This is a genomic window from Alteromonas sp. ABH4_452 (assembly GCF_056311825.1).
Genome location: NZ_CM149973.1, coordinates 1,572,743 through 1,591,773, shown reverse-complemented (window position 1 = coordinate 1,591,773; position 19,031 = coordinate 1,572,743). Strand labels below are relative to the sequence as shown.

General features: G+C 45.2%; 16 protein-coding genes. All 16 read right to left on the bottom strand.

Annotated elements, in window-relative coordinates:
* Positions 1-177: 177 nt before the first annotated feature.
* Positions 178-1,467: a methyl-accepting chemotaxis protein gene (locus ACYX4N_RS06800; RefSeq protein WP_476056028.1), complete on the bottom strand. Its 1,290-nt coding sequence runs from the start codon at positions 1,465-1,467 to the stop codon at positions 178-180.
* Positions 1,468-1,476: 9 nt separating this feature from the next.
* The gene (locus ACYX4N_RS06795) at positions 1,477-1,845 is read right to left on the bottom strand and encodes a response regulator (protein ID WP_474805369.1); all 369 of its coding nucleotides are present in this window, start codon (positions 1,843-1,845) and stop codon (positions 1,477-1,479) included.
* A gap of 17 nt (positions 1,846-1,862) precedes the next feature.
* On the bottom strand, positions 1,863-2,597 hold the full coding sequence (locus ACYX4N_RS06790) for a ParA family protein (RefSeq protein WP_476056027.1): 735 nt from the start codon (positions 2,595-2,597) through the stop codon (positions 1,863-1,865).
* Positions 2,575-2,847, bottom strand: coding sequence for a hypothetical protein (locus tag ACYX4N_RS06785; protein WP_476056026.1), 273 nt, complete (start codon positions 2,845-2,847; stop codon positions 2,575-2,577). The genes ACYX4N_RS06790 and ACYX4N_RS06785 overlap by 23 nt, the downstream gene beginning before the upstream one ends.
* Positions 2,838-5,540: a chemotaxis protein CheA gene (locus ACYX4N_RS06780; protein WP_476056025.1), complete on the bottom strand. Its 2,703-nt coding sequence runs from the start codon at positions 5,538-5,540 to the stop codon at positions 2,838-2,840. Before ACYX4N_RS06780 ends, ACYX4N_RS06785 begins: the two co-directional genes overlap by 10 nt.
* Complete coding sequence (locus tag ACYX4N_RS06775; protein WP_476056024.1) at positions 5,533-5,910, bottom strand: response regulator; 378 nt, start codon at positions 5,908-5,910, stop codon at positions 5,533-5,535. Before ACYX4N_RS06775 ends, ACYX4N_RS06780 begins: the two co-directional genes overlap by 8 nt.
* A gap of 1 nt (position 5,911) precedes the next feature.
* Positions 5,912-6,766 (bottom strand): CheR family methyltransferase, encoded by an 855-nt coding sequence (locus tag ACYX4N_RS06770; RefSeq protein ID WP_476056023.1) that lies wholly within the window; start codon positions 6,764-6,766, stop codon positions 5,912-5,914.
* Positions 6,759-7,400 carry a HEAT repeat domain-containing protein gene (locus ACYX4N_RS06765; RefSeq protein WP_476056022.1) on the bottom strand — a complete coding sequence of 214 codons (642 nt, stop codon included), beginning with the start codon at positions 7,398-7,400 and terminating at the stop codon, positions 6,759-6,761. Before ACYX4N_RS06765 ends, ACYX4N_RS06770 begins: the two co-directional genes overlap by 8 nt.
* A 15-nt stretch (positions 7,401-7,415) precedes the next feature.
* Complete coding sequence (gene cheB / locus ACYX4N_RS06760; protein ID WP_476056021.1) at positions 7,416-8,453, bottom strand: chemotaxis-specific protein-glutamate methyltransferase CheB; 1,038 nt, start codon at positions 8,451-8,453, stop codon at positions 7,416-7,418.
* 19 nt (positions 8,454-8,472) lie between these two features.
* A complete protein-coding gene (locus ACYX4N_RS06755; RefSeq protein ID WP_476056020.1) occupies positions 8,473-10,020 on the bottom strand; it encodes a chemotaxis protein CheW in 1,548 nt (515 codons plus the stop codon).
* A gap of 36 nt (positions 10,021-10,056) precedes the next feature.
* Positions 10,057-11,964, bottom strand: coding sequence for a methyl-accepting chemotaxis protein (locus tag ACYX4N_RS06750; RefSeq protein WP_476056019.1), 1,908 nt, complete (start codon positions 11,962-11,964; stop codon positions 10,057-10,059).
* A gap of 412 nt (positions 11,965-12,376) precedes the next feature.
* Complete coding sequence (gene mutT, locus ACYX4N_RS06745) at positions 12,377-12,760, bottom strand: 8-oxo-dGTP diphosphatase MutT (protein WP_476056018.1); 384 nt, start codon at positions 12,758-12,760, stop codon at positions 12,377-12,379.
* A complete protein-coding gene (secA, locus tag ACYX4N_RS06740; RefSeq protein WP_476056017.1) occupies positions 12,760-15,468 on the bottom strand; it encodes a preprotein translocase subunit SecA in 2,709 nt (902 codons plus the stop codon). Before secA ends, mutT begins: the two co-directional genes overlap by 1 nt.
* 178 nt (positions 15,469-15,646) lie before the next feature.
* Positions 15,647-16,525, bottom strand: coding sequence for a peptidoglycan DD-metalloendopeptidase family protein (locus tag ACYX4N_RS06735; RefSeq protein ID WP_474805359.1), 879 nt, complete (start codon positions 16,523-16,525; stop codon positions 15,647-15,649).
* Between the two features lie 207 nt (positions 16,526-16,732).
* Positions 16,733-17,644 (bottom strand): UDP-3-O-acyl-N-acetylglucosamine deacetylase, encoded by a 912-nt coding sequence (lpxC, locus tag ACYX4N_RS06730; RefSeq protein ID WP_474805358.1) that lies wholly within the window; start codon positions 17,642-17,644, stop codon positions 16,733-16,735.
* 213 nt (positions 17,645-17,857) lie between these two features.
* Positions 17,858-19,024, bottom strand: a complete 1,167-nt coding sequence (gene ftsZ, locus ACYX4N_RS06725; protein WP_474805357.1) for a cell division protein FtsZ — start codon at positions 19,022-19,024, stop codon at positions 17,858-17,860.
* Between the last annotated feature and the right edge of the window lie 7 nt (positions 19,025-19,031).

Here is a 19,031-nt window from a genome sequence, read left to right as displayed (position 1 = left end):
CGTCTTCACGGGAAACCGAGCTTAGACTCATTAGATACTTGGTTTTGAAATTGCCAGTCAGTGGAGCTGACTGGCAATTTTACAGTAGTGATATCACTTACCTACGTACCCGTATTAACTTTCATGGCTTCTAATCATTGTTACTTTCAGCTCTGTCCTAATTTCTTGAAATTCTTATTAAAACAGTTCTATTTTAGGCTCTCGGGCCTCCTCAAACTCATTTTTCTCTTCAGATGAAGACTCATTAATATCGAAATGTATTTTACGCTGATCTTCCATCACATATTTTTCAAACATTTCTTTGGTGCTTAAATTAAACGACTCATCAAAATGCTCGCGGTTGTTAATGTATGACGAAAACTGCCCAAATAAACTTACAATAGCGTCTTGCTCTAGTTTCACATGCTCGGTGCGCTGGCGAATAATGTCTTGGAACTGAATTTTCGCGATGGCACCGCTTACTTTTACCGCAACGTCGGTGGCGCTTTGCGAGAAGCACGCCAGCATTTTAGGGTTTAGTTCTTCAAGCACACGATAGTGTTGCGTTATATTTTCAAGCGAATCAGAAAACCCAGTTAATAATTCACACGTATCGTTCGCACGTGTTGAATTAAGCATTTTTTCACCTTGAACATGTGCAGCGTCCAGCGCTGATTTTATGCCCGACTCTATTTTTTCAGCCGCTTCTGAAGACTGTGACGATAATATACGTACCTGTTCAGCTACCACAGCAAACCCCCGTCCGTATTCGCCAGCTCGCGCCGCTTCAATTGCAGCATTAAGGGCTAACAAATTGGTTTGCGAAGCAATATTTTTAACTAATTCGGTGAGTTCCTTTAGGTTTTCAACCTCACGCATTACCCCTTGAATGGCTTCAGTATCTGCAATCTGTTGCGCGCGCTGTGTATTAATCATTTCTTTTATATTAGACAGGCGCTGCGCCGCCAACTCAAACTCGTCTGCGCTTTTCTCCTTGCAATTAAGGGCATTCTTCTGACCCAATTCCACGTTGTCTATACTATCTTGAATACTGCTTTCAATCTCATACAGCGCTTTCATTAGCTCCATTGAGGCGTCTTCAGTTATTGCACTTATGCCATCCATTTGCCCTTTTAATATGGCTACGTAATCATTAACCTGAGCATGGGTTTCGCTTAACTGCGATGAAGTTTCTTGCAAATAGCTTTCTTGACGACTTAACTTGGCAGCAAACATGCGATTCTGTCGGTTTGCATACCAAGGTACAAAGGTCAACATTGCTAAAATAGTTGCACAGACTCCCCCCTGCAGGCCCATTATCTCTATAGGTATACTCAGCGACCCCACTACGCCTACTACTGTTACGGTTAAAAGCCCGCCCCAAAGTAAAAGCGAATCCTGCATGTTACCTGTCTTTTCCTTAAGCACTTTTATTGTCTCAGCGAGCACTGTTTCGTAATACTGCTTTGCTTTTTCAAGTACTTTCATGTTTTTACCTTATGCAGCTGGTACCAACTGCTTTACTACACCTAACAATTGCTCTGGCTCGACGGGTTTGACAAGCCAGCCTGTAGCACCAGCAGCTTTCGCTTCTTCTCGACGACTTTGCTGCGACTCCGTGGTTAACATCAACATGGGGGTAAACCTAAATTTAGCTTGCTGCTTTAGTGTTTTTATTAGTTCTATACCGTTCATACCCGGCATGTTTAAATCCGTTATTATTAATTTGGGCGATATGGACTCAAGTGCCGCCATCGCTGCCTCTGCACTTTCTGATTTTGTTACTGTATAGCCTGCCCGTTTAAGCAGCATTTCCATACTCATTAGCATTGTTGCTGAATCATCTACTAAGTGTATTGCGCTCATTGCATTACCTCTTGTTTCTAGCCGATTAATTGTTTACATAATTCAGTATAGTCGTGTGCGCCACGACTTTGAGGTGCATAAGTAAAAACGGGTTTGTTTTGAGCAAATGCCTCGGCTAATTTGATACTCTTTCTTATGGGAAGCAGCACTTTGTTGCGCCCGTAGCGTTCATACCAGCCACCAAGTTCTTGCCTGTGAAGCTTTAAATTTTGTTCAACCATTACGGGTAAAATGGTTAGCCTAGTCGCTCTAAACTTTCGCTCCGCCATAGCGTTTCTGCAGGCCGTTAATAATTTTTGCACGCCGTCACTGGCAAGCGGTAAAGGCGTAGCTGGAATAATAATGTCGGTAGCGGCTGATAGCGCGGCCATCAGTTGCGGACTCAGGGTCGGCGGTGTATCGATTAACACAATGTCGAAATGTGTTGTAACAGGAACTGAGTCGCACCAATTGCGTAAAGTGTCTAAAGTAATGTTATCGTTCGTATTGGCCTTGTTCGTATCTACATTGGTTGCGTAAATGTTTTCTGAGCATTTCACTACTGACGTGAAAAAGTGGCTAATTGGTAATTCGGTAATCTCGCTTTGTAGTGTACATCCAAGCGCTTTTAAGCCATGCATCACGTGTCCCTGATTATCAAGGTCTATGACCATAACTCGTTTACCCGCTTGGGCTAAACCATAAGCAAGGTTTACTACCGTTGTAGTTTTTGCTGTACCGCCTTTGCGGTTAGCCACCGTTATTACTTTCATTCGCACCACACATTGCTTTTTTATTCATCATTTTAGTAAGCCAAATCAGCTTTTCAGATTCTGGCCACACACTGACTTTTGGCTTCTTTGCGAGCAGTACCTGATATACCGCAGTGTGTGCACTGACTAAGGCCTTTAAATTAACTTGCCTAGAGACCTCTTCGTTTAGCCAGGCAAACAGACTTTCAGCCTCTTCAATTTCGCAATGTCCGGTCATCACCGCCACTTTCTTTTTGAACGCTATAGGCATTTGGCTAACACCTCTTGTACATTGATGATTAACAGCACACGCCCGTCACCAAGCAACGCTGTTCCCGAAAAGTGCGCGTATCCCGCTAGCACCCCTTCAAGAGGTTTTTGAATAACATCAATACCCTCATGAAATTTATCGATGATAAACCCGAACTCTCCCTGTGGTGTTGCTACCACCAAAATTGAGTGCTCTTCTTTTTCCTCTGCCTCTTCAAAACCCAATGCGTCGCGCAGATTACACAGTGGTATTAGCTTTTCTCGAATAACAAGAACCTGTTCGTTGCGAATGCGCTGAATGTCTGAGGTGGGCACTTTCACAGTTTCCACCACCGCATCCATTCCCACACCAAACATTTGGTCGTTTACTTCAAACATCATTACACGGTTAACCGACATAGTTTGAGGTAGCAGCAATTTGAAAGTAGTACCTACGCCTACTTCGCTGTGCATTTCGATAGTGCCGCCTGCCTGGCTTACCATTGTTTTTACCGCATCCATACCGACGCCGCGTCCAGACAAATCTGAGACTTGTTCTGAGGTAGAAAAACCAGCAGCGAATATAAGCTGTAGGGCTTCGTTATCGTCTAGGCTCTCTAGTTGAGCTTCGCTGATGACCCCTTTTTGAAAGGCGAGTAGTTTAATTTTTTGTGGGTCTATCCCTTTACCATCATCGCGGATTTCAATAATTACGCTGTCATCAAGGGGCGTAGCAATAAGGTCAATACGACCCATTTCTGACTTGCCCGCTGCAATCCGCTCAGACGGTGACTCAATACCGTGATCAATGCTGTTTCTCAATAAATGAATAAGCGGCTCTGAAAGTGATTCAATTAAGTTTTTATCGAACTCGGTGTCTTCACCCTGCATACAAAGCTCAATTTTTTTATCGAGCTTCCTCGCTAAGTCCCTCACTAAGCGAGGATAGCGTTGGAATACATGAGAGACAGGTACCATGCGTATTTGCAATACCGCACTTTGCAGCGACTCAGTTAAGCGATTAACAATAGAAAAATGCGCTTTAATTTGCTTACTAAGCTTTCTGCTTCCTCCTTCCTCCTCGGCTTGTTTGGCCAGATAAGGCAATGAGTTTTTCGCCACCGTGAGTTCGCCAACAATATCCATTAAGTAGTCGATTTTAGCTTGGTCGACTTTTAGCATCTTAACTGCTTGGCGCTCGGTTTTTACTGGCTGTACATTGTCTTCTGCACTGCTTAAGGGTTTAGTGTCGCCCACAGCTTCAGCGCTCTCTGCTGTATGCTCGGTCTTCGATGCTTCTACGGATGTTTCTTCTGCGCTCTTTTGCTTTTGTACTTCATCGACTTGCTCCTTAATTGTTTCGTCATCTAGCGCATTACAAATGGCAACGGCCACGGCGTCTTCGTCACTAAAGGTTTCGCCTAAGATATTTCCTACCAGCCCTGCGATAGAAGGAAACATAAACTCTGACTTATAGCTGTCTGAATTCAAAAGCGTGAGCTGTTGTGTAAGGATCGCTTTTTCATGGGGCCCTAACGTTTTTCCACACAGCATAGAAGCATGTGGTGAATTTCCTCCAGCTTCCTGTGGGCTATCGTCGCCAAGTTTGCCAGCCGTGCTGTCGGTAGAAGTACTTTCTGCGCTAAATGCAGTACTGTCCTTATCAATATGAGTATCTTCACTACCACTTTCATTGGCTTGCGCGTCCCGATTCAGAAAGTCGAGTTCGCCTGCTGTCGATAAGCATTCCAGCACCGCCCGCTTCGCATCATCAAAAAGATCATCACTTACGTCCTGGGAAGCAAGCAACAGCCCTGCACTAGCGTGCACCTGCTCAAGATCATTCTCTTTCAGTGCATCCGATAACGTTTGATCAGCAATGAGGGCAACATTATCTTTGATTTTATCTACGCAACTTGCTCTTAACGCTTGGCTAGTAAATACCGTAAGGGAATATTGCCCTTCGTAATAAGCCATGTGCTGCTTAATTGCGTCTGCATCTGCACAACCAAGTGCTTTGATATTGGTCACACAGTTGTAAATATCGGCATCATGGTTAAGTTCGGGCATGTCTATGTTGAACGCTTTAAGACCCGGTAAAGCAAGCGCCACATTTATAGGGTCTTCACCCCGAAAGAAACAGCCTTCATCTGGCGTGTAATTAATATGGTAACAAAATGGCCCTTCGACCTGACTTAAAAGCTTAAGGTCAGCGTTATCACTAAAAGCCGCCAACATGTCTCTTTGTTCGTCAGTGAGTGTTTTATCATCTGATGATGTCAAATCATTATGTGCAGCGCTATTTTCGTTACCAGACGAGTCTAAACCATTAGGGTCGATAAAATGCCTTAACTGTGCCCCTAACTTAGCCGAGATGGGTTGCCACTGCTCTAGGTCTTGTGAGCCCACCTCTAGTTCGTCAAACCATATCGAAATTTGATCTAAGGCTTCAAGCAGTAGGTCGCCTATATCGTCACTAAAAGCAACTTCGTTAGCTCTTACACTATCGAGCAAGTCCTCTGCTGCATGGGCTAACCGAGTTAAAGGTTTAATTTCAAATAAGTCAGACGACCCTTTGATAGTGTGTAAGTCCCGGAAGATTTTATCTACGCGTTCTGATGCTGGTCCCGACGATTGAATTGCTAACAGTTCTTGGCTTGCCGATTCTAAGTTTTCTCGCGACTCTCCAATAAAGACATCAAGTAATTCACTCATTGGCGCTCCCTCCAATCACTGCACTCACCACCGACTTCAGAATGTCTGCATCGACAGGTTTGGTCATGTAGTAATTTGCACCGCATTGATACGCCCGTTCGGCATCTCGATTTGCTGATTCGGTGCTGACCATAATAATAGGTACTGCACGAAGCGCCTCGTTACGGCGGATTTCTTTGCACAGTCGATATCCGTCCATTTTTGGCATATTCACATCAACCAAAAATAAATCGACCTGCGTCCCTATTGCTTTTTCTAGCGCCTCTACACCGTTTTCTGCTTCTTCAATGATCCTATCAGGAGTAGATACCAGCATTTTATGGAACATTCTTACCGTAGAGGCATCATCAACAATCATTACTGTTTTCATGTTAAGCCCCTCCTGCAAGTGGCTTTTGATAGGCAATCACATCGCCAAACTTGCGAACCTTAAACATTGACGAAATTCGACTCATCGACTCGCTGTGTCCCAAAAAGATATAGCCGCCAGGCTTCATGGCGTCGTAAAGCACGTGCGCCGCTTTCTTTCGAGATTCATCATCAAAATAAATAAGCAGGTTGCGACAAAAAATAAGGTCAAAATGCCGAAACTGTTTCATGTTGCTGCCCGACAAAATATTAGCCAATGTGAATGACACCGACTCACGAATATCTTCACTTAGCTGGTATTGTCCATTGACTTCTTTGAAGTATTTTTTGACGAGAGGCAGCGGGATATTCTGCACCGAGCGCTTCGAATACAGCCCTTTTTTCGCTGATGCCAAAACGTTACTATCGATATCGGAAGAAATCAGTTCCACATCTCTGTGAGCTAAACCTTTCCAGTACTCAATAAGATAGATAGCTATTGAATACGGCTCTTCCCCCGTGCTTGACGGTACTGACCAAATTCTTAAGTCTTCTCCAGGCGGTCGATAGCTGTCTAACTCATCCATAATTTCTCGCGTCATGGCTTCGAACTGATATTCTTCTCGGAAGAAGTAGGTCTCATTTACCGTCATCGAATTAACGAGGTTTTGAAACTCTTCGCCGGATGCCTGGAACCGCATGTATGTAAAGTAGCTTTTAAAGTTCGGATGCCCCGTTGCTTTCATGCGTTCGTGAAGACGTTTATCCACAAAATAGCGCTTCGAATCTTCGAAGTGGATCCCCGTTTTTCGGTAAAACATAGAGCGGAACCGCTCGAAGTCGGCAGCATCTATTTTTTCCAATGCTGCGTTACTCATCGGTGCCTCTCACCTGGCTTCTTATCAAAGAGATCACAAATTGAATGTAGCTATGACGTGGGAAGCGGCTTTCTACTGTTTGCAAAATGTCGAGTGTTGATACATCTGCAATCTCTGCAAGTTTATCGAGCGCTGTGCCAACCACATTTTCATTGTCATCGTTTAGAGCAAACTGGTGCAGCCAATTTACCGCTTCAATGTGTGCTACGGCACCAATGATATCTACACAAAAAATACGTGTATCCGGATCTTTATCCTGCATAAGAAGGGTAACATTCGCCGCAAATACATCTGGATTTTGTTGCATAAGTTCTATAGCACCGTTTCGAAGCTGCACGTTTTCGCTCTTAAGTAAGCTGAGCACTTGGGATGCGTGACGGCCTGACATATCTTGCTCAAGTGCACTAAATAGCGCTTCAATAACGGTCGGATCGTCTTCGAAAGGCAGCCGTCTGAGAAACTCGTCACAGGCTACTTTTTGACCACTTAAATCTCTAATAGCCCATCGACGCACGTCACCATCGTTTGAGTTAAGGTCGCTAACGAGTTGTTCTGTAGTTCGGGGGGTCTCGCGCTTTTCTTCAAAGTCTTCGGAAATATTGGAAACAGGCTCCACTTTCTTTTTTAAACCCATTTTTTACTACTCCTATTAACGACAAAGCGCATTTAACTTCGACGCGACCTTCGGACTGTCAAGTACAAAACTGGCACAGCCAGCTTCGATAAGCTCTTTAGGCATACCAAACACCACCGATGTGGCCTCGCTCTCTGCGATTGTTGTTGCACCCTCTTTATAAGCTTTACTCATAGCGGTAACGCCATCACTTCCCATTCCTGTTAGCTGAACGCATAGCATGGAAAGTGGTTTATAGCAGGTAAGCGCACTATCAACCATTCGATCTACACTGGGGTGCCATAAAAAGCTCGGACTAGAGGGTACTGGTCGAGCAAAAACCTCACTACCTGCTTTAGAAAAAGCAAGATCCGCATCACCTTTCGCTAAGTAGACGGTGCCTGGTTTTATTGACATCTTACTTTCGACTTCAACAACATTAAGCGAACTTAAACCATCTAACCGCTTCGCCAGTGCACAGGTAAAAGATGCTGGCATATGCTGAGAGATGACAATCGGCACAGGAAAAGAAGGATTCAGATTCGCAACCAAATGCTCTAGTTTCTTTGGTCCACCAGTTGATACCCCTACAAGTACTATTTCGAACGCACCGCTGCTTCTATTTCGTATAACCTTTTGTTTAACAACCGGTGGCGTTTTTGTGATGGGACGCTGGGGTTTACCGGTTTTCGCTAGCGCATGGATTTTATTAATAAGCGGGACTTCTAAATTTGAGATATCCCGTGAAACAGTGCCCCCAGTCTTTAGAACAAAGTCACTGGCACCAAGTGCCAGTGCCTCTAACGTAATGGTAGCGCCTTTTTGTGTTAACGAAGACACCATGATGACGGGGCATGTAGAAAGCTTTTTCAGCATGGCCAAACATGTCATACCGTCCATTACCGGCATGTTGATATCTAATGTTATACAGTCTGGCTCGAACTCAACGGCTTTGGTTAATGCTTCTTCGCCATTGCGTGCTATTTGAACGATAAAGCCCTCCTTCTCGAAAAGCTCTGTAAACAGCTTACGCATTAACGCTGAATCATCCACAATAAGGACTTTTACTGTCATAGATCACCTTAAACGTTGATTAGCATTGCTCTTGAACCTTTGCGACCGCATTGTCGTTGAGCAACACATTGGGTTCAATGATTTGGATGATGCGTTTTTCATCGTTAAGCTTTATCAAACGGTTTAAAAATTCAGACTGCATCTCTGATAGCGATGGGGCCTCTTCAATAGTTTGTCTGACCACCGTTTTTACTTCTGCTACACCATCCACGATAAAACCTGTGCGCTGTTTATCTTTTGTGAGGACAACGATTCGTTGACGCTCTGAAGTCTCACTACACGGCATACCTAATCGGCTGCGCAGGTCAATAACGGGCAGTACCGTTCCGCGAAGATTGACTATACCTTTGAGATAATCTGGCGTGCTCGGCACGCTTTCTAGCTTTTCGGGCACTCTTGTAATTTCTTGGGTATCGTCAATGCTCACGCCGTATTCTTGCCCATTAATCCAGAAAATCACGTATTGCTCGCAGTCATCTTCATCAAACGCTACATCGTTACTTTCGCTCATTTGCGACTCCTGCTTAATATCGTCATCGATACCAGTAAGCGCACTCATGAGCGCGCGCCCATAGATATTAGGAAGGTTAATAATGGAGACCAGACGCTTTCCACCATCGCTGCGGTATACAGCTTCAAGAAGTCCAGATTCCGCACCGTCGTTACAGACTGATGGCACGCTTTCTAGCTCAGTTTCAGAAATAGATACGACGTTACTGACCTTAGCAACAATAAAGCCTACACTACCAAACTCAGTGTTTTGAGTGACCACAATGCGAGATGTTTCATTAATTTGTGTGGGCATCATGCCAATGGCATTTGATAAGTCGACTATAGGAATAATGCGGCCGCGCAGATTAACCAAACCGAGGACAGCCGGGGCACTTTCTGGTAGTTGTGATATCTCTGCGGGAACTCTCACAATCTCTTCCACATCTTGAAGATGGAAAGCAAATTCTTGGTCTTCTAGCGAAAAACAGACTAGCTGCTGTAAGCTGTCATCAGCGTCTATACACTCACTTTCATCACTATCTATGCGCTGCATACCGGATAATTGCATTGCGCTTCCGCCTTGCTTGGTCACCGCTTGCGCTTTTGCCAATGCTAATACATCTAAAATTTGCTCTACCGGCTCTTCGCTTTGTTTAATAATGCCAAGCATATAGTCATAAGCGATAGAGTCGGTCATTGATGCTTTATCGATAACAGCGCCTTCAGCCACACTGTAAACGCGAAGCACTCGGTCAACTAAAAAGCCTATACTCCCAAGGTCAGTTTCCACCACAACAACACGAGTAGCATCACTAACTTCTGCATGGCTACCAAGCAAAATAGCGCTTAAGTCATAAACTGGAAGCACATTTCCCCGTAGGTTTGCTAACCCCATCATTTGCGGTGGGCCGAGAGGCACTGAAACCATAGTCGGTACACGAATAATTTCACCCACCGATAACATGGGAAAGGTAAAGCGTTCTTGTTCGACTAAGAAAGATACGAACTGTTGCTCACCGTCTGAAACCTGCTCCAGGTTAGCGTCAGTTTCATTGAATGTAGTGTCGTTACTCATGAGGCAAGCTCCCCCTGTAAAGTCTTTTGCGATGAACTAGCCGTTTTGCATTTCGTCAGCTACCGAAGCAATTTCTTCAATAGACTTGGCTAACATTTCCATACCTTTACTTTGCTGCTCAGCTGCGCTAAGCGCTTGCTGACAATTGCTGCTCGCTTGTTCGTTGGCCGTTGCAATTTGTTCTAAACCGCGCTGGGCCTGAGTCACTCCTGCAGCAATTTCTTCACCACGGTCTTTCATTGCCTTGTTGTAATCCACCACTTCGCCTATGTCTGTTGAGATTTGTTCAACATCTCTTGTAGTCTGTTTGGCCTTCATTACCTCTCTCGAAGCGCTTTCAGCAACATTAGTTAGGTCGGTCTTTACACTTACTGTCTGATCTTGAATCGCTTTGATTAGGTCTTTTATTTGCTCTACATTTTCTGCAGCTTCATCAGCTAGGCTTTGTATATCCGCGGACACCACCGCAAAACCTTTACCGTACTCACCTGCGCGTGCAGCCTCTACCGCACCATTAACGGCCAGCATGCTGGTTTTAACCGAAACCGTTGTGATCGTATCTATCACTTTATCTATTTGGCGTGTCATAACTTCCATCTCACTGATGGCGCTGACGTTTTCTTTACTGGTTTCCAAGGCCAAATTTATACCGCTAACCATTTCTTCAATTAGCGAGCGATTCTCTTGAAGCAGCCTCGTAATTGCTTCGCCTTTTTCAAGTGCTATATCACTTTGCGTTGATGCTCTTTCGACGCCTTCTCTTAACAGATCGATATTACCCACAGCTTGGTCAACTGAACTCGCAGCCTGTTGAGCACCGTTATTGACCTGAGTAAGTGCCGTCATTATTTCGCTTGAAGAGCGGTTAATCTCTTCTAAACTCGCCGACAGTTCCTCAGCTGAAGATGCGACTTCCTCTGCGCTTTTATTGATATCAGTGCTGTTTTTAAGCTCTTCGGTGATTATCTCTAAAGACTGCGATGCCTGTTCAGCCTGTGACAAAGCGACACTTTGCTCAGAAACATTCGATGAAACTTCTTGTGCTGCGGTGGATTGTTCGTCGGCAGCACATGAGATGATTTCTGAACCTGCCTGAATTTCTTGAGCCGCAGCATCCATTGATTTTACTTGTTCCTGTAATTCTCTAGCGCCATCCGCAATGCTTTGCATATCCGCTTTGATAGTGGTGAGCTGTTCGGTAACGGCTTCCCCTTTATTCACTTCTTCAAGCGCTGCTTCCGAAGAAGATTTAACAGCATCTGAAACGCGATTTGACTGCTCTTGAATTTGTTCTATCTGCTTTGCAATATCCGCCGCACTTTTATCTGACACTTCGGCAAGTGCACGGACAGTATCAGCGACCACCGCAAATCCTTTTCCGTGTTTACCTGCGCGGCCTGCCTCTATTGCGGCATTGAGGGCTAGCAAGTTAGTTTGATCTGCAATTCGGGTAACTTGTTTGACGGCTTCACCGATATTTGACGCTTGCTGCTCTAACTCACTCATCATCACCACCGAGCGTGATTGGTGCTCTGATGCAGTTTTAACGCTGGTCATCATGGCACTTAAATCACCAACTACCCGTTCAAGGTAGGTTTGGAGCTCGTTGGTTTTACCCATTGTAGAGGCAGCTAGTTCAAGCTGTGCCACTAAACCACCGGAAATCTGTGTCACTGCCGCCAAGCTTTCCTGGCTTGCGCTGCTGGATTCCTCTGCTCCTGCGGCAATCTCGTTAACTGCAGTAGACAATTGATCGGTAGCGCTGGAGGCCTGGTTAATACCGCTAGCAAGCTCAGCTGTTGCTGATGCTACGCGCTCTGCAGCTTGCTGCTGTCTTGCTAGGGTTCTTGCTTTGCGGCGCTCCTCTTCCGCTTCTTTTCTCATTTTAGCGTCTACGCGGACGGTAGGGGTTACAGCTTGTTCAGTGGACTTTTTGAGCGCCATAATTAACCTCGATATTTAAATGGCCATTCGTTGACTGCATTAAATATCGTTTAAAAAAAGCGCTATTTGAGTATAAAACCAAATACTTTTGTATGATTATTACTACGACAACTTCTTTTACTGTGGCTTACAAAACAATATGACGCAAATGTCATAAAAGACACAATTTCGTATATGTACATAAAAACAAAAGCTTATATATGTATTGAAGTCGAAGACGACAAGACCGACTTTGTCAAAGTACAAAAGTCTAATAGGGCTAACGTTAGGGTAAAGTTTTTTGGAGATAAACTACTTAGAAATGATTAACTTATACCTAAGTATAAGAAAAAAGCGGCTATTAGCCGCTTTGATATTTTAACGATGCTTCGCTTCTGCTGTTAGCTGTATAACTATATAAGTATACCAGGTATCAGCTTTGCAATGCGTTGATTATAGGAACATTCGCTTCTGGGAAGTCTGCCGTGTTAAGCGCCTGCACATTTACCCACCGCGACTGTTGGCCTTCTTTGCCATGAGGTTCACCGGTAAAGTCACATACGCGATGAACGTCTAGTTTAACTTGCTTGTCGCCGTAATCATGGGTTATCACAATCACAGGTTCACTGCGGTTCACGATGATACCCACTTCTTCAGCTAGCTCTCGTTTTAACGCCTGTAGAACGGTCTCACCTGCTTCCACTTTGCCACCAGGAAACTCCCATTTCCCGCCTTGGTGAACGTTATCTGGGCGAAGGGTAATGAAAATTTCATCGCCGCGGGCGATAACGCCCACAGCAACATGTACTACTTTCATTACTTAAGCTTACCGTGACACTGCTTATACTTTTTACCAGAGCCACAAGGACATGGGTCGTTACGGCCTACTTTCGCGCCTTCGCGAACTTGGGTACGTACTTTGTCACTTGCTTCTTCAGGCGTCGCACTCGCTTCTTCGTGCTCAAAGTTCTTAGGCACATCGTCAGCTTGACGACGCTGCTCTTCTACTTTTTGCACGTCTTCTTCAGCTTGTACTTTTACACGCGCAAGAATAGTGATTACTTCAACTTTAAGCGCTTCTAGCATTTGCGAGAACAGTGCAAACGACTCACGTTTGTATTCTTGCTTAGGGTTCTTCTGCGCATAGCCGCGTAGGTGAATGCCTTGGCGTAGGTGATCCATCGCCGCCAAATGCTCTTTCCAATGGCTATCTAGGTTTTGAAGCATTACCGCTTTTTCAAACTGGCGCAGTACCTGCTCGCCCACTACCGCTTCTTTCTGCTTATAAGCGTCAACGGCTTCGCCAAGAATGCGCTCGCGAAGCTTCTCTTCGTAAAGCTTGTCGTCATTTTCAAGCCAAGTCTTAATTGGCAGGTCTACGGCGAAGTCGGCTCGCATGCGCTCTTCAAGGCCGCTTACATCCCACATTTCTTCAAGAGATTGTGGCGGAATGTACTCATCGACAACGCTTGAAATAACGTCTTCACGGATAGCTGCGATAGTCTCGCTAATATCACCTTCATCTAGAAGCTCATTACGCTGTTCGTAAATAACTTTACGCTGGTCGTTGGCCACATCATCGTATTCAAGCAACTGCTTGCGAATATCAAAGTTACGACCTTCTACTTTGCGCTGTGCATTTTCAATGGCGCGCGTTACCCACGGGTGCTCAATAGCTTCACCGCGCTCCATGCCTAAACGCTTCATCATGTTGCCCATTTTTTCAGAGGCAAAGATACGCATTAGGGCGTCGTCTAATGACAGGTAGAAACGGCTTGAACCCGGGTCACCCTGACGGCCTGAACGACCGCGAAGCTGGTTATCGATACGGCGAGACTCGTGACGCTCTGTACCAATAATATGTAGACCACCAGATTCAAGCACTGCGTCGTGGCTTTTCTTCCATTCAGCTTTAATCTTTTCGATTTGCGCTTCAGTTGGATTTTCAATTTTCTCAACTTCTGCTTGCCAGTTACCACCTAGCACGATATCGGTACCACGGCCTGCCATGTTGGTCGCAATGGTTACAGCACCTGGTTTACCAGCCTGTGCGACGATATCTGCTTCGTGTTCATGGAACTTAGCGTTTAGTACCTTATGAGGGATTTTTGATTTCTTAAGAATGCGAGAAATCAGCTCTGAGTTCTCGATAGACACCGTACCCACTAGCGTAGGCTGACCGCGTTTAACGCACTCTTTAATGTCTTCAACAATGGCTTCGTATTTTTCTTCTGCCGTTAGGTAGATAAGGTCAGCCATGTCTTTACGCTGCATAGGGCGGTTGGTTGGAATAACCACCGTTTCTAAGCCGTAAATATGGTTAAATTCGAAGGCTTCTGTATCGGCAGTACCTGTCATACCCGCAAGCTTGTTATACAAGCGGAAGTAATTCTGGAAGGTAATTGAAGCAAGGGTTTGGTTTTCGTTTTGAATACGAACCCCTTCTTTCGCTTCTACGGCCTGGTGTAAACCTTCAGACCAGCGACGGCCTTCCATAGTACGACCCGTGTGCTCGTCAACAATGACTATTTGGTCGTCTTTAACAATGTAATCTACGTCTTTCGCGAACAGCTTGTGCGCGCGAAGTGCCGCATTGATATGGTGCAGCAATGAAATATTACCAGCAGCGAACAGCGACTCACCTTCAGGCAATAAGCCTTCTTCATGAAGTATCTCTTCAACGTGTAATTGACCGCGCTCGGTAAGGTGTATTTGTTTTGCTTTAAGGTCGATAGTGTAATCACCATCGCCTTCTTGGCCTTCTTCATCTTCTTTTTCTTGCTGAACAAGCTTAGGAATAATGACGTTGATACGGCGATATAATTCTGAGCTATCTTCAGCCTGGCCAGAGATAATAAGTGGCGTACGGGCTTCGTCGATTAGGATGGAGTCAACTTCATCCACTACCGCATAGTTAAGCGGGCGCTGAACGCGATCTTGCGGGCTGAACGCCATATTGTCGCGTAGGTAATCAAAACCAAACTCGTTGTTGGTTCCATAGGTAACATCTGCTTGGTAAGCGTCGCGCTTTTGCTCAGGTGACATACCCGGTACGTTGCAACCTACGCGCATACCTAAAAACATGAATAACTGATTACTCCACTCAGCATCACGACGTGCTAGGTAGTCATTCACGGTAACAACATGAACACCTTTGCCCGATAGGGCATTAAGGTAAGTTGGCAAAGTAGCCGTAAGGGTTTTACCTTCACCGGTACGCATTTCCGAAATTTTGCCTTCGTGCAGTACTTGACCGCCAAGCATTTGCACGTCAAAGTGACGCATACCGTAAACACGTTTACTGGCTTCACGTACCGTAGCAAAGGCCTCAATAAGGATGCTATCTAGGCTTTCACCTTTTTCGATACGGGCTTTAAATTCGTCCGTCTTAGCCTTTAGCGCCTCATCAGAAAGCTTTTCAAATTCTGCTTCCAGTGCATTAATGGCATCTACGTTTTTGCGTAATTTTTTTAATAATCGGTCGTTTCTACTACCGAATACTTTTCGAAGGATGCTTGAAAACATTAGCTTTTATATTCCACTACTTGTCGAGGCGCCGCACATCGTGCACAGCTAAATTAAACGTATAAAACACAATATTAAATGCGTTGTGTTCTGCGATGTTCTTAAATTATGCTTCTTCGCTTCAAATGACCTAACTAACAAGGCATCATCAACGAGAATTACCTGGCTGCTACCTACGCTACTTTTTGTAAACGAAAGGCAGAGGATCGATTGGTTTTCCGTTTCTTATTACTTCGTAGTGGACATGAACGCCAGTTGAGCGCCCCGTATTGCCCATTTTTGCAATTGGCTCCCCTTTGGTCACCACATCGCCTATTGAAACAGTAAGGGTGTCGTTGTGCCCATAGCGGGTAACATAGCCATCACCGTGATCAATTTCTACTAGTTGGCCATAGCCATAGCGCTCACCCGCCCAGGTTACAATACCTGCGGCAGTTGCTACTACGTTTTCCCCTGCTTTACCCGCGAAGTCTAGCCCTTTGTGCATAGTAGGTTCGCCAGTAAACGGGTCGGCCCGCATACCATAATAAGAAGACAACCACCCTGACTCTATCGGACGACCAGATAATTGGCTCTGTTCGTTGATATGGTGACCCCTTACCAAACTTTCAAGCATAGACAACTGTTGAGACTTTAAATCAAGTGATTGCTCTAGTTTGGCTATATCATGAAGGATGGGGTCGTCTTGGAGGTTTTCCGGTATCGATACCGGTACGAAAGCGTCCAGGTCAGCCGCTGACATACCTAATTCTGTTGCGATTTGCTTGCCCTTTTCGTCAAGTAGCGAGGCCTGTGCAGACAATTCTGCTACATGAGAAAGCAAAGCTTTTAGTTTTATCGTTGTTTGTTGCTTTAGCGCTTCAACGTCTTTTTGTTTTTCGCTGACTTCAGTCTGCGCTAAGCGAACCCGTGCGACATCCTCCGACACAGATTCAGTAGAACGGCTCGACACTAGCATAAAAATAGACGAGAGCACGGTTGCGCTCACGAGCGTACGGACACTAATGCTGTGTCTGTAGCGTTTATTTTTACCTGCTAATGTGATTGTTAATTTCATACCACGAAGAAAATTGCTGTTTCACGCCACTCTTTTTCATACCACTTCATAACACTATGAATGTGTTTTAGCCAAAGGCGACAACCTTCAACTTATAGTTTTTTGTCGCATGGGTGAAATTTATATTAATTATTTGGCTACTGTATCATTTATTTCAGTAATTGCCATATGAAAAAAAGCCGCCCGTTAGGCGGCTTTTCTAAATTTTTACGCTAACGCGGGTTGAGCATAACGAATGGGTGCCGTTTCCTGCGAGTCGTAGGTCACAAACTCCCAACACTCCTTTTGCGCAAGTACTGCGTTTAGTAGTTTGTTGTTCAGACCATGGCCTGTTTTGTACGCACGCAATTCACCAATCAAACTGTGGCCGCCAAGATACAAGTCACCAATAGCGTCCAAAATCTTGTGCTTCAAGAATTCATCATCGTAGCGTAACCCTTCAGGGTTAAGCACGCGGAACTCATCTAACGCTACCGCATTTTCCATGCTGCCACCCAACGCTAGGTTGTTAGCATTCATGTATTCTAAGTCGCGCATGAAGCCAAAGGTACGCGCACGGCTCACTTCGTTAACATACGAACATGAATCGAAATCCATCACCATATGCTGACGAGTTTGACTGATCACAGGGTGGTCAAAGTCAATTTGGAAATCAACACGGAAGCCGTCGTAAGGCACTAACTCGGCCCACTTATCGCCATCTTCTACACGAACTGGCTTTTTAATACGAATAAACTGCTTAGGCGCGTTTAGCTCTTCAACACCAGCAGATTGAAGTAAAAATACGAACGGGCTAGCACTTCCGTCCATAATTGGCAGCTCGTTACTGTCTACTTCAACAATAATGTTGTCGATGCCTAAACCTGCAAGTGCAGACGCTAAGTGCTCTACCGTTTGGATAGTTACACCGTCTTCGTTGTTTAGGCACGTACACAGCATGGTATTACCTACCGCGTTCGCACGCGAAGGTATGTCAACATGTGGTTCAAGGTCAACACGCCTAAACACGATACCCGTGTTTGCTGGCGCAGGTCGGAGAGTCATTGTGACCTTTTCCCCTTTATGAAGCCCAATTCCGGTCTCTTGTACCGATTGCTTGATTGTACGTTGTCTAATCATCTGCTTAAGCTTTTACCTATTAAAAAAGCGGGCGCGAATTATAGTGAGTTATTACTCACATGTCAAAAAACACCCGTTCTGGCAAGTTTCACCCTGTCAGATTACGCATTTTCTTAACCTATTCACGCGAAATTCTTCACGCTGTGTAAATACACCTTACTAAGTAAGACAACACAAACGTAAAATAATTCCCTTCCTTTTCAGGCAGCTAAATTAGTCTGCCTGCTTGCGAAGAAACGCAGGAATATCCAAATACTCCAAATCGTTGTCTGGCTGAGCACTGTCGTCAGCTTTCAGCGCTTGGTTGCCTTCTGTACCACCTACTGCAGAACGCGGTTCACTTGTTTGTGAATTACCGTATTCCTTAGCCGGCTGTGTAAGGCGAGAACCTTCTGCGCTTACTAATGAAATGTCAGGCTTACGCTCTGCGCCAATACCGGTTGCAACAACCGTTACGCGAAGCTCATCTGTCATTTCCATATCGATAACGGTACCGACAACCACAGTCGCATTTTCTGATGCGAACGCTTTAACAGCGTTACCTACAGTCTCAAACTCATCGATAGCGAAATCTGGACCCGCAGTGATATTCACAAGAATACCGCGCGCGCCTGACAAGTCGATATCTTCAAGCAATGGACTAGCAATCGCTGATTCAGCAGCTTCTTCAGCGCGGTCTGGACCGCTTGCTGCACCGCTACCCATCATAGCTTTACCCATCTCAGACATAACAGTACGTACGTCTGCGAAGTCAACATTGATCAGACCAGGGCGAGTGATTAGCTCCGCAATACCTTGAACTGCGCCGCGCAAAACATCATTTGCTGCGCTAAATGCTTGCAGAAGCGGCGTGCCTGGACCCATCACTTTTAATAGCTTTTCATTCGGAATAGTAATAAGCGAGTCAACGTTGTTAGCTAGCTCAACAATACCTTGTTCAGCAAACGAGGTACGTTTTTTACCTTCAAATGGGAAGGGCTTAGTCACTACCGCTACCGTAAGAATACCCATTTCTCGGGCGATCTTCGCCACTTCAGGTGCTGCACCTGTACCTGTACCACCGCCCATGCCGGCCGTGATGAAAACCATATCGGCACCGTCTAGCGCCTGACGAATGGTTTCTCTGTCTTCTTGCGCAGCTTCGCGGCCAATATTTGGATCGGCACCTGCACCTAAGCCTTTGGTTACGCTTGAGCCAATTTGAAGTGTTACGTCTGCACTTGAGCTACGAAGCACCTGTGCGTCAGTATTCACTGCGATAAATTCTACGCCTTCAATGCTTTGAGACACCATGTGCTCTACGGCATTACCACCGCCGCCACCGACACCGATGACTTTGATTACGGCTTCTTCGCCGTGACTATCCATTAATTCGAACATACTTACT

Excerpts from the sequence above, each read along its gene's own strand:
- ACYX4N_RS06795 (WP_474805369.1), bottom strand. The coding sequence starts at position 1,845 with ATGAGCGCAATACACTTAGTAGATGATTCAGCAACAATGCTAATGAGT.
- lpxC (WP_474805358.1), bottom strand. The coding sequence starts at position 17,644 with ATGATTAGACAACGTACAATCAAGCAATCGGTACAAGAGACCGGAATT.
- ACYX4N_RS06750 (WP_476056019.1), bottom strand. The coding sequence starts at position 11,964 with ATGGCGCTCAAAAAGTCCACTGAACAAGCTGTAACCCCTACCGTCCGC.
- ACYX4N_RS06735 (WP_474805359.1), bottom strand. The coding sequence starts at position 16,525 with ATGAAATTAACAATCACATTAGCAGGTAAAAATAAACGCTACAGACAC.
- ACYX4N_RS06770 (WP_476056023.1), bottom strand. The coding sequence starts at position 6,766 with ATGAGTAACGCAGCATTGGAAAAAATAGATGCTGCCGACTTCGAGCGG.
- ACYX4N_RS06755 (WP_476056020.1), bottom strand. The coding sequence starts at position 10,020 with ATGAGTAACGACACTACATTCAATGAAACTGACGCTAACCTGGAGCAG.
- cheB (WP_476056021.1), bottom strand. The coding sequence starts at position 8,453 with ATGACAGTAAAAGTCCTTATTGTGGATGATTCAGCGTTAATGCGTAAG.
- ACYX4N_RS06780 (WP_476056025.1), bottom strand. The coding sequence starts at position 5,540 with ATGAGTGAATTACTTGATGTCTTTATTGGAGAGTCGCGAGAAAACTTA.
- mutT (WP_476056018.1), bottom strand. The coding sequence starts at position 12,760 with ATGAAAGTAGTACATGTTGCTGTGGGCGTTATCGCCCGCGGCGATGAA.
- ACYX4N_RS06785 (WP_476056026.1), bottom strand. The coding sequence starts at position 2,847 with ATGCCTATAGCGTTCAAAAAGAAAGTGGCGGTGATGACCGGACATTGC.
- ACYX4N_RS06775 (WP_476056024.1), bottom strand. The coding sequence starts at position 5,910 with ATGAAAACAGTAATGATTGTTGATGATGCCTCTACGGTAAGAATGTTC.
- ftsZ (WP_474805357.1), bottom strand. The coding sequence starts at position 19,024 with ATGTTCGAATTAATGGATAGTCACGGCGAAGAAGCCGTAATCAAAGTC.
- ACYX4N_RS06800 (WP_476056028.1), bottom strand. The coding sequence starts at position 1,467 with ATGAAAGTACTTGAAAAAGCAAAGCAGTATTACGAAACAGTGCTCGCT.
- ACYX4N_RS06790 (WP_476056027.1), bottom strand. The coding sequence starts at position 2,597 with ATGAAAGTAATAACGGTGGCTAACCGCAAAGGCGGTACAGCAAAAACT.
- secA (WP_476056017.1), bottom strand. The coding sequence starts at position 15,468 with ATGTTTTCAAGCATCCTTCGAAAAGTATTCGGTAGTAGAAACGACCGA.
- ACYX4N_RS06765 (WP_476056022.1), bottom strand. The coding sequence starts at position 7,400 with ATGGGTTTAAAAAAGAAAGTGGAGCCTGTTTCCAATATTTCCGAAGAC.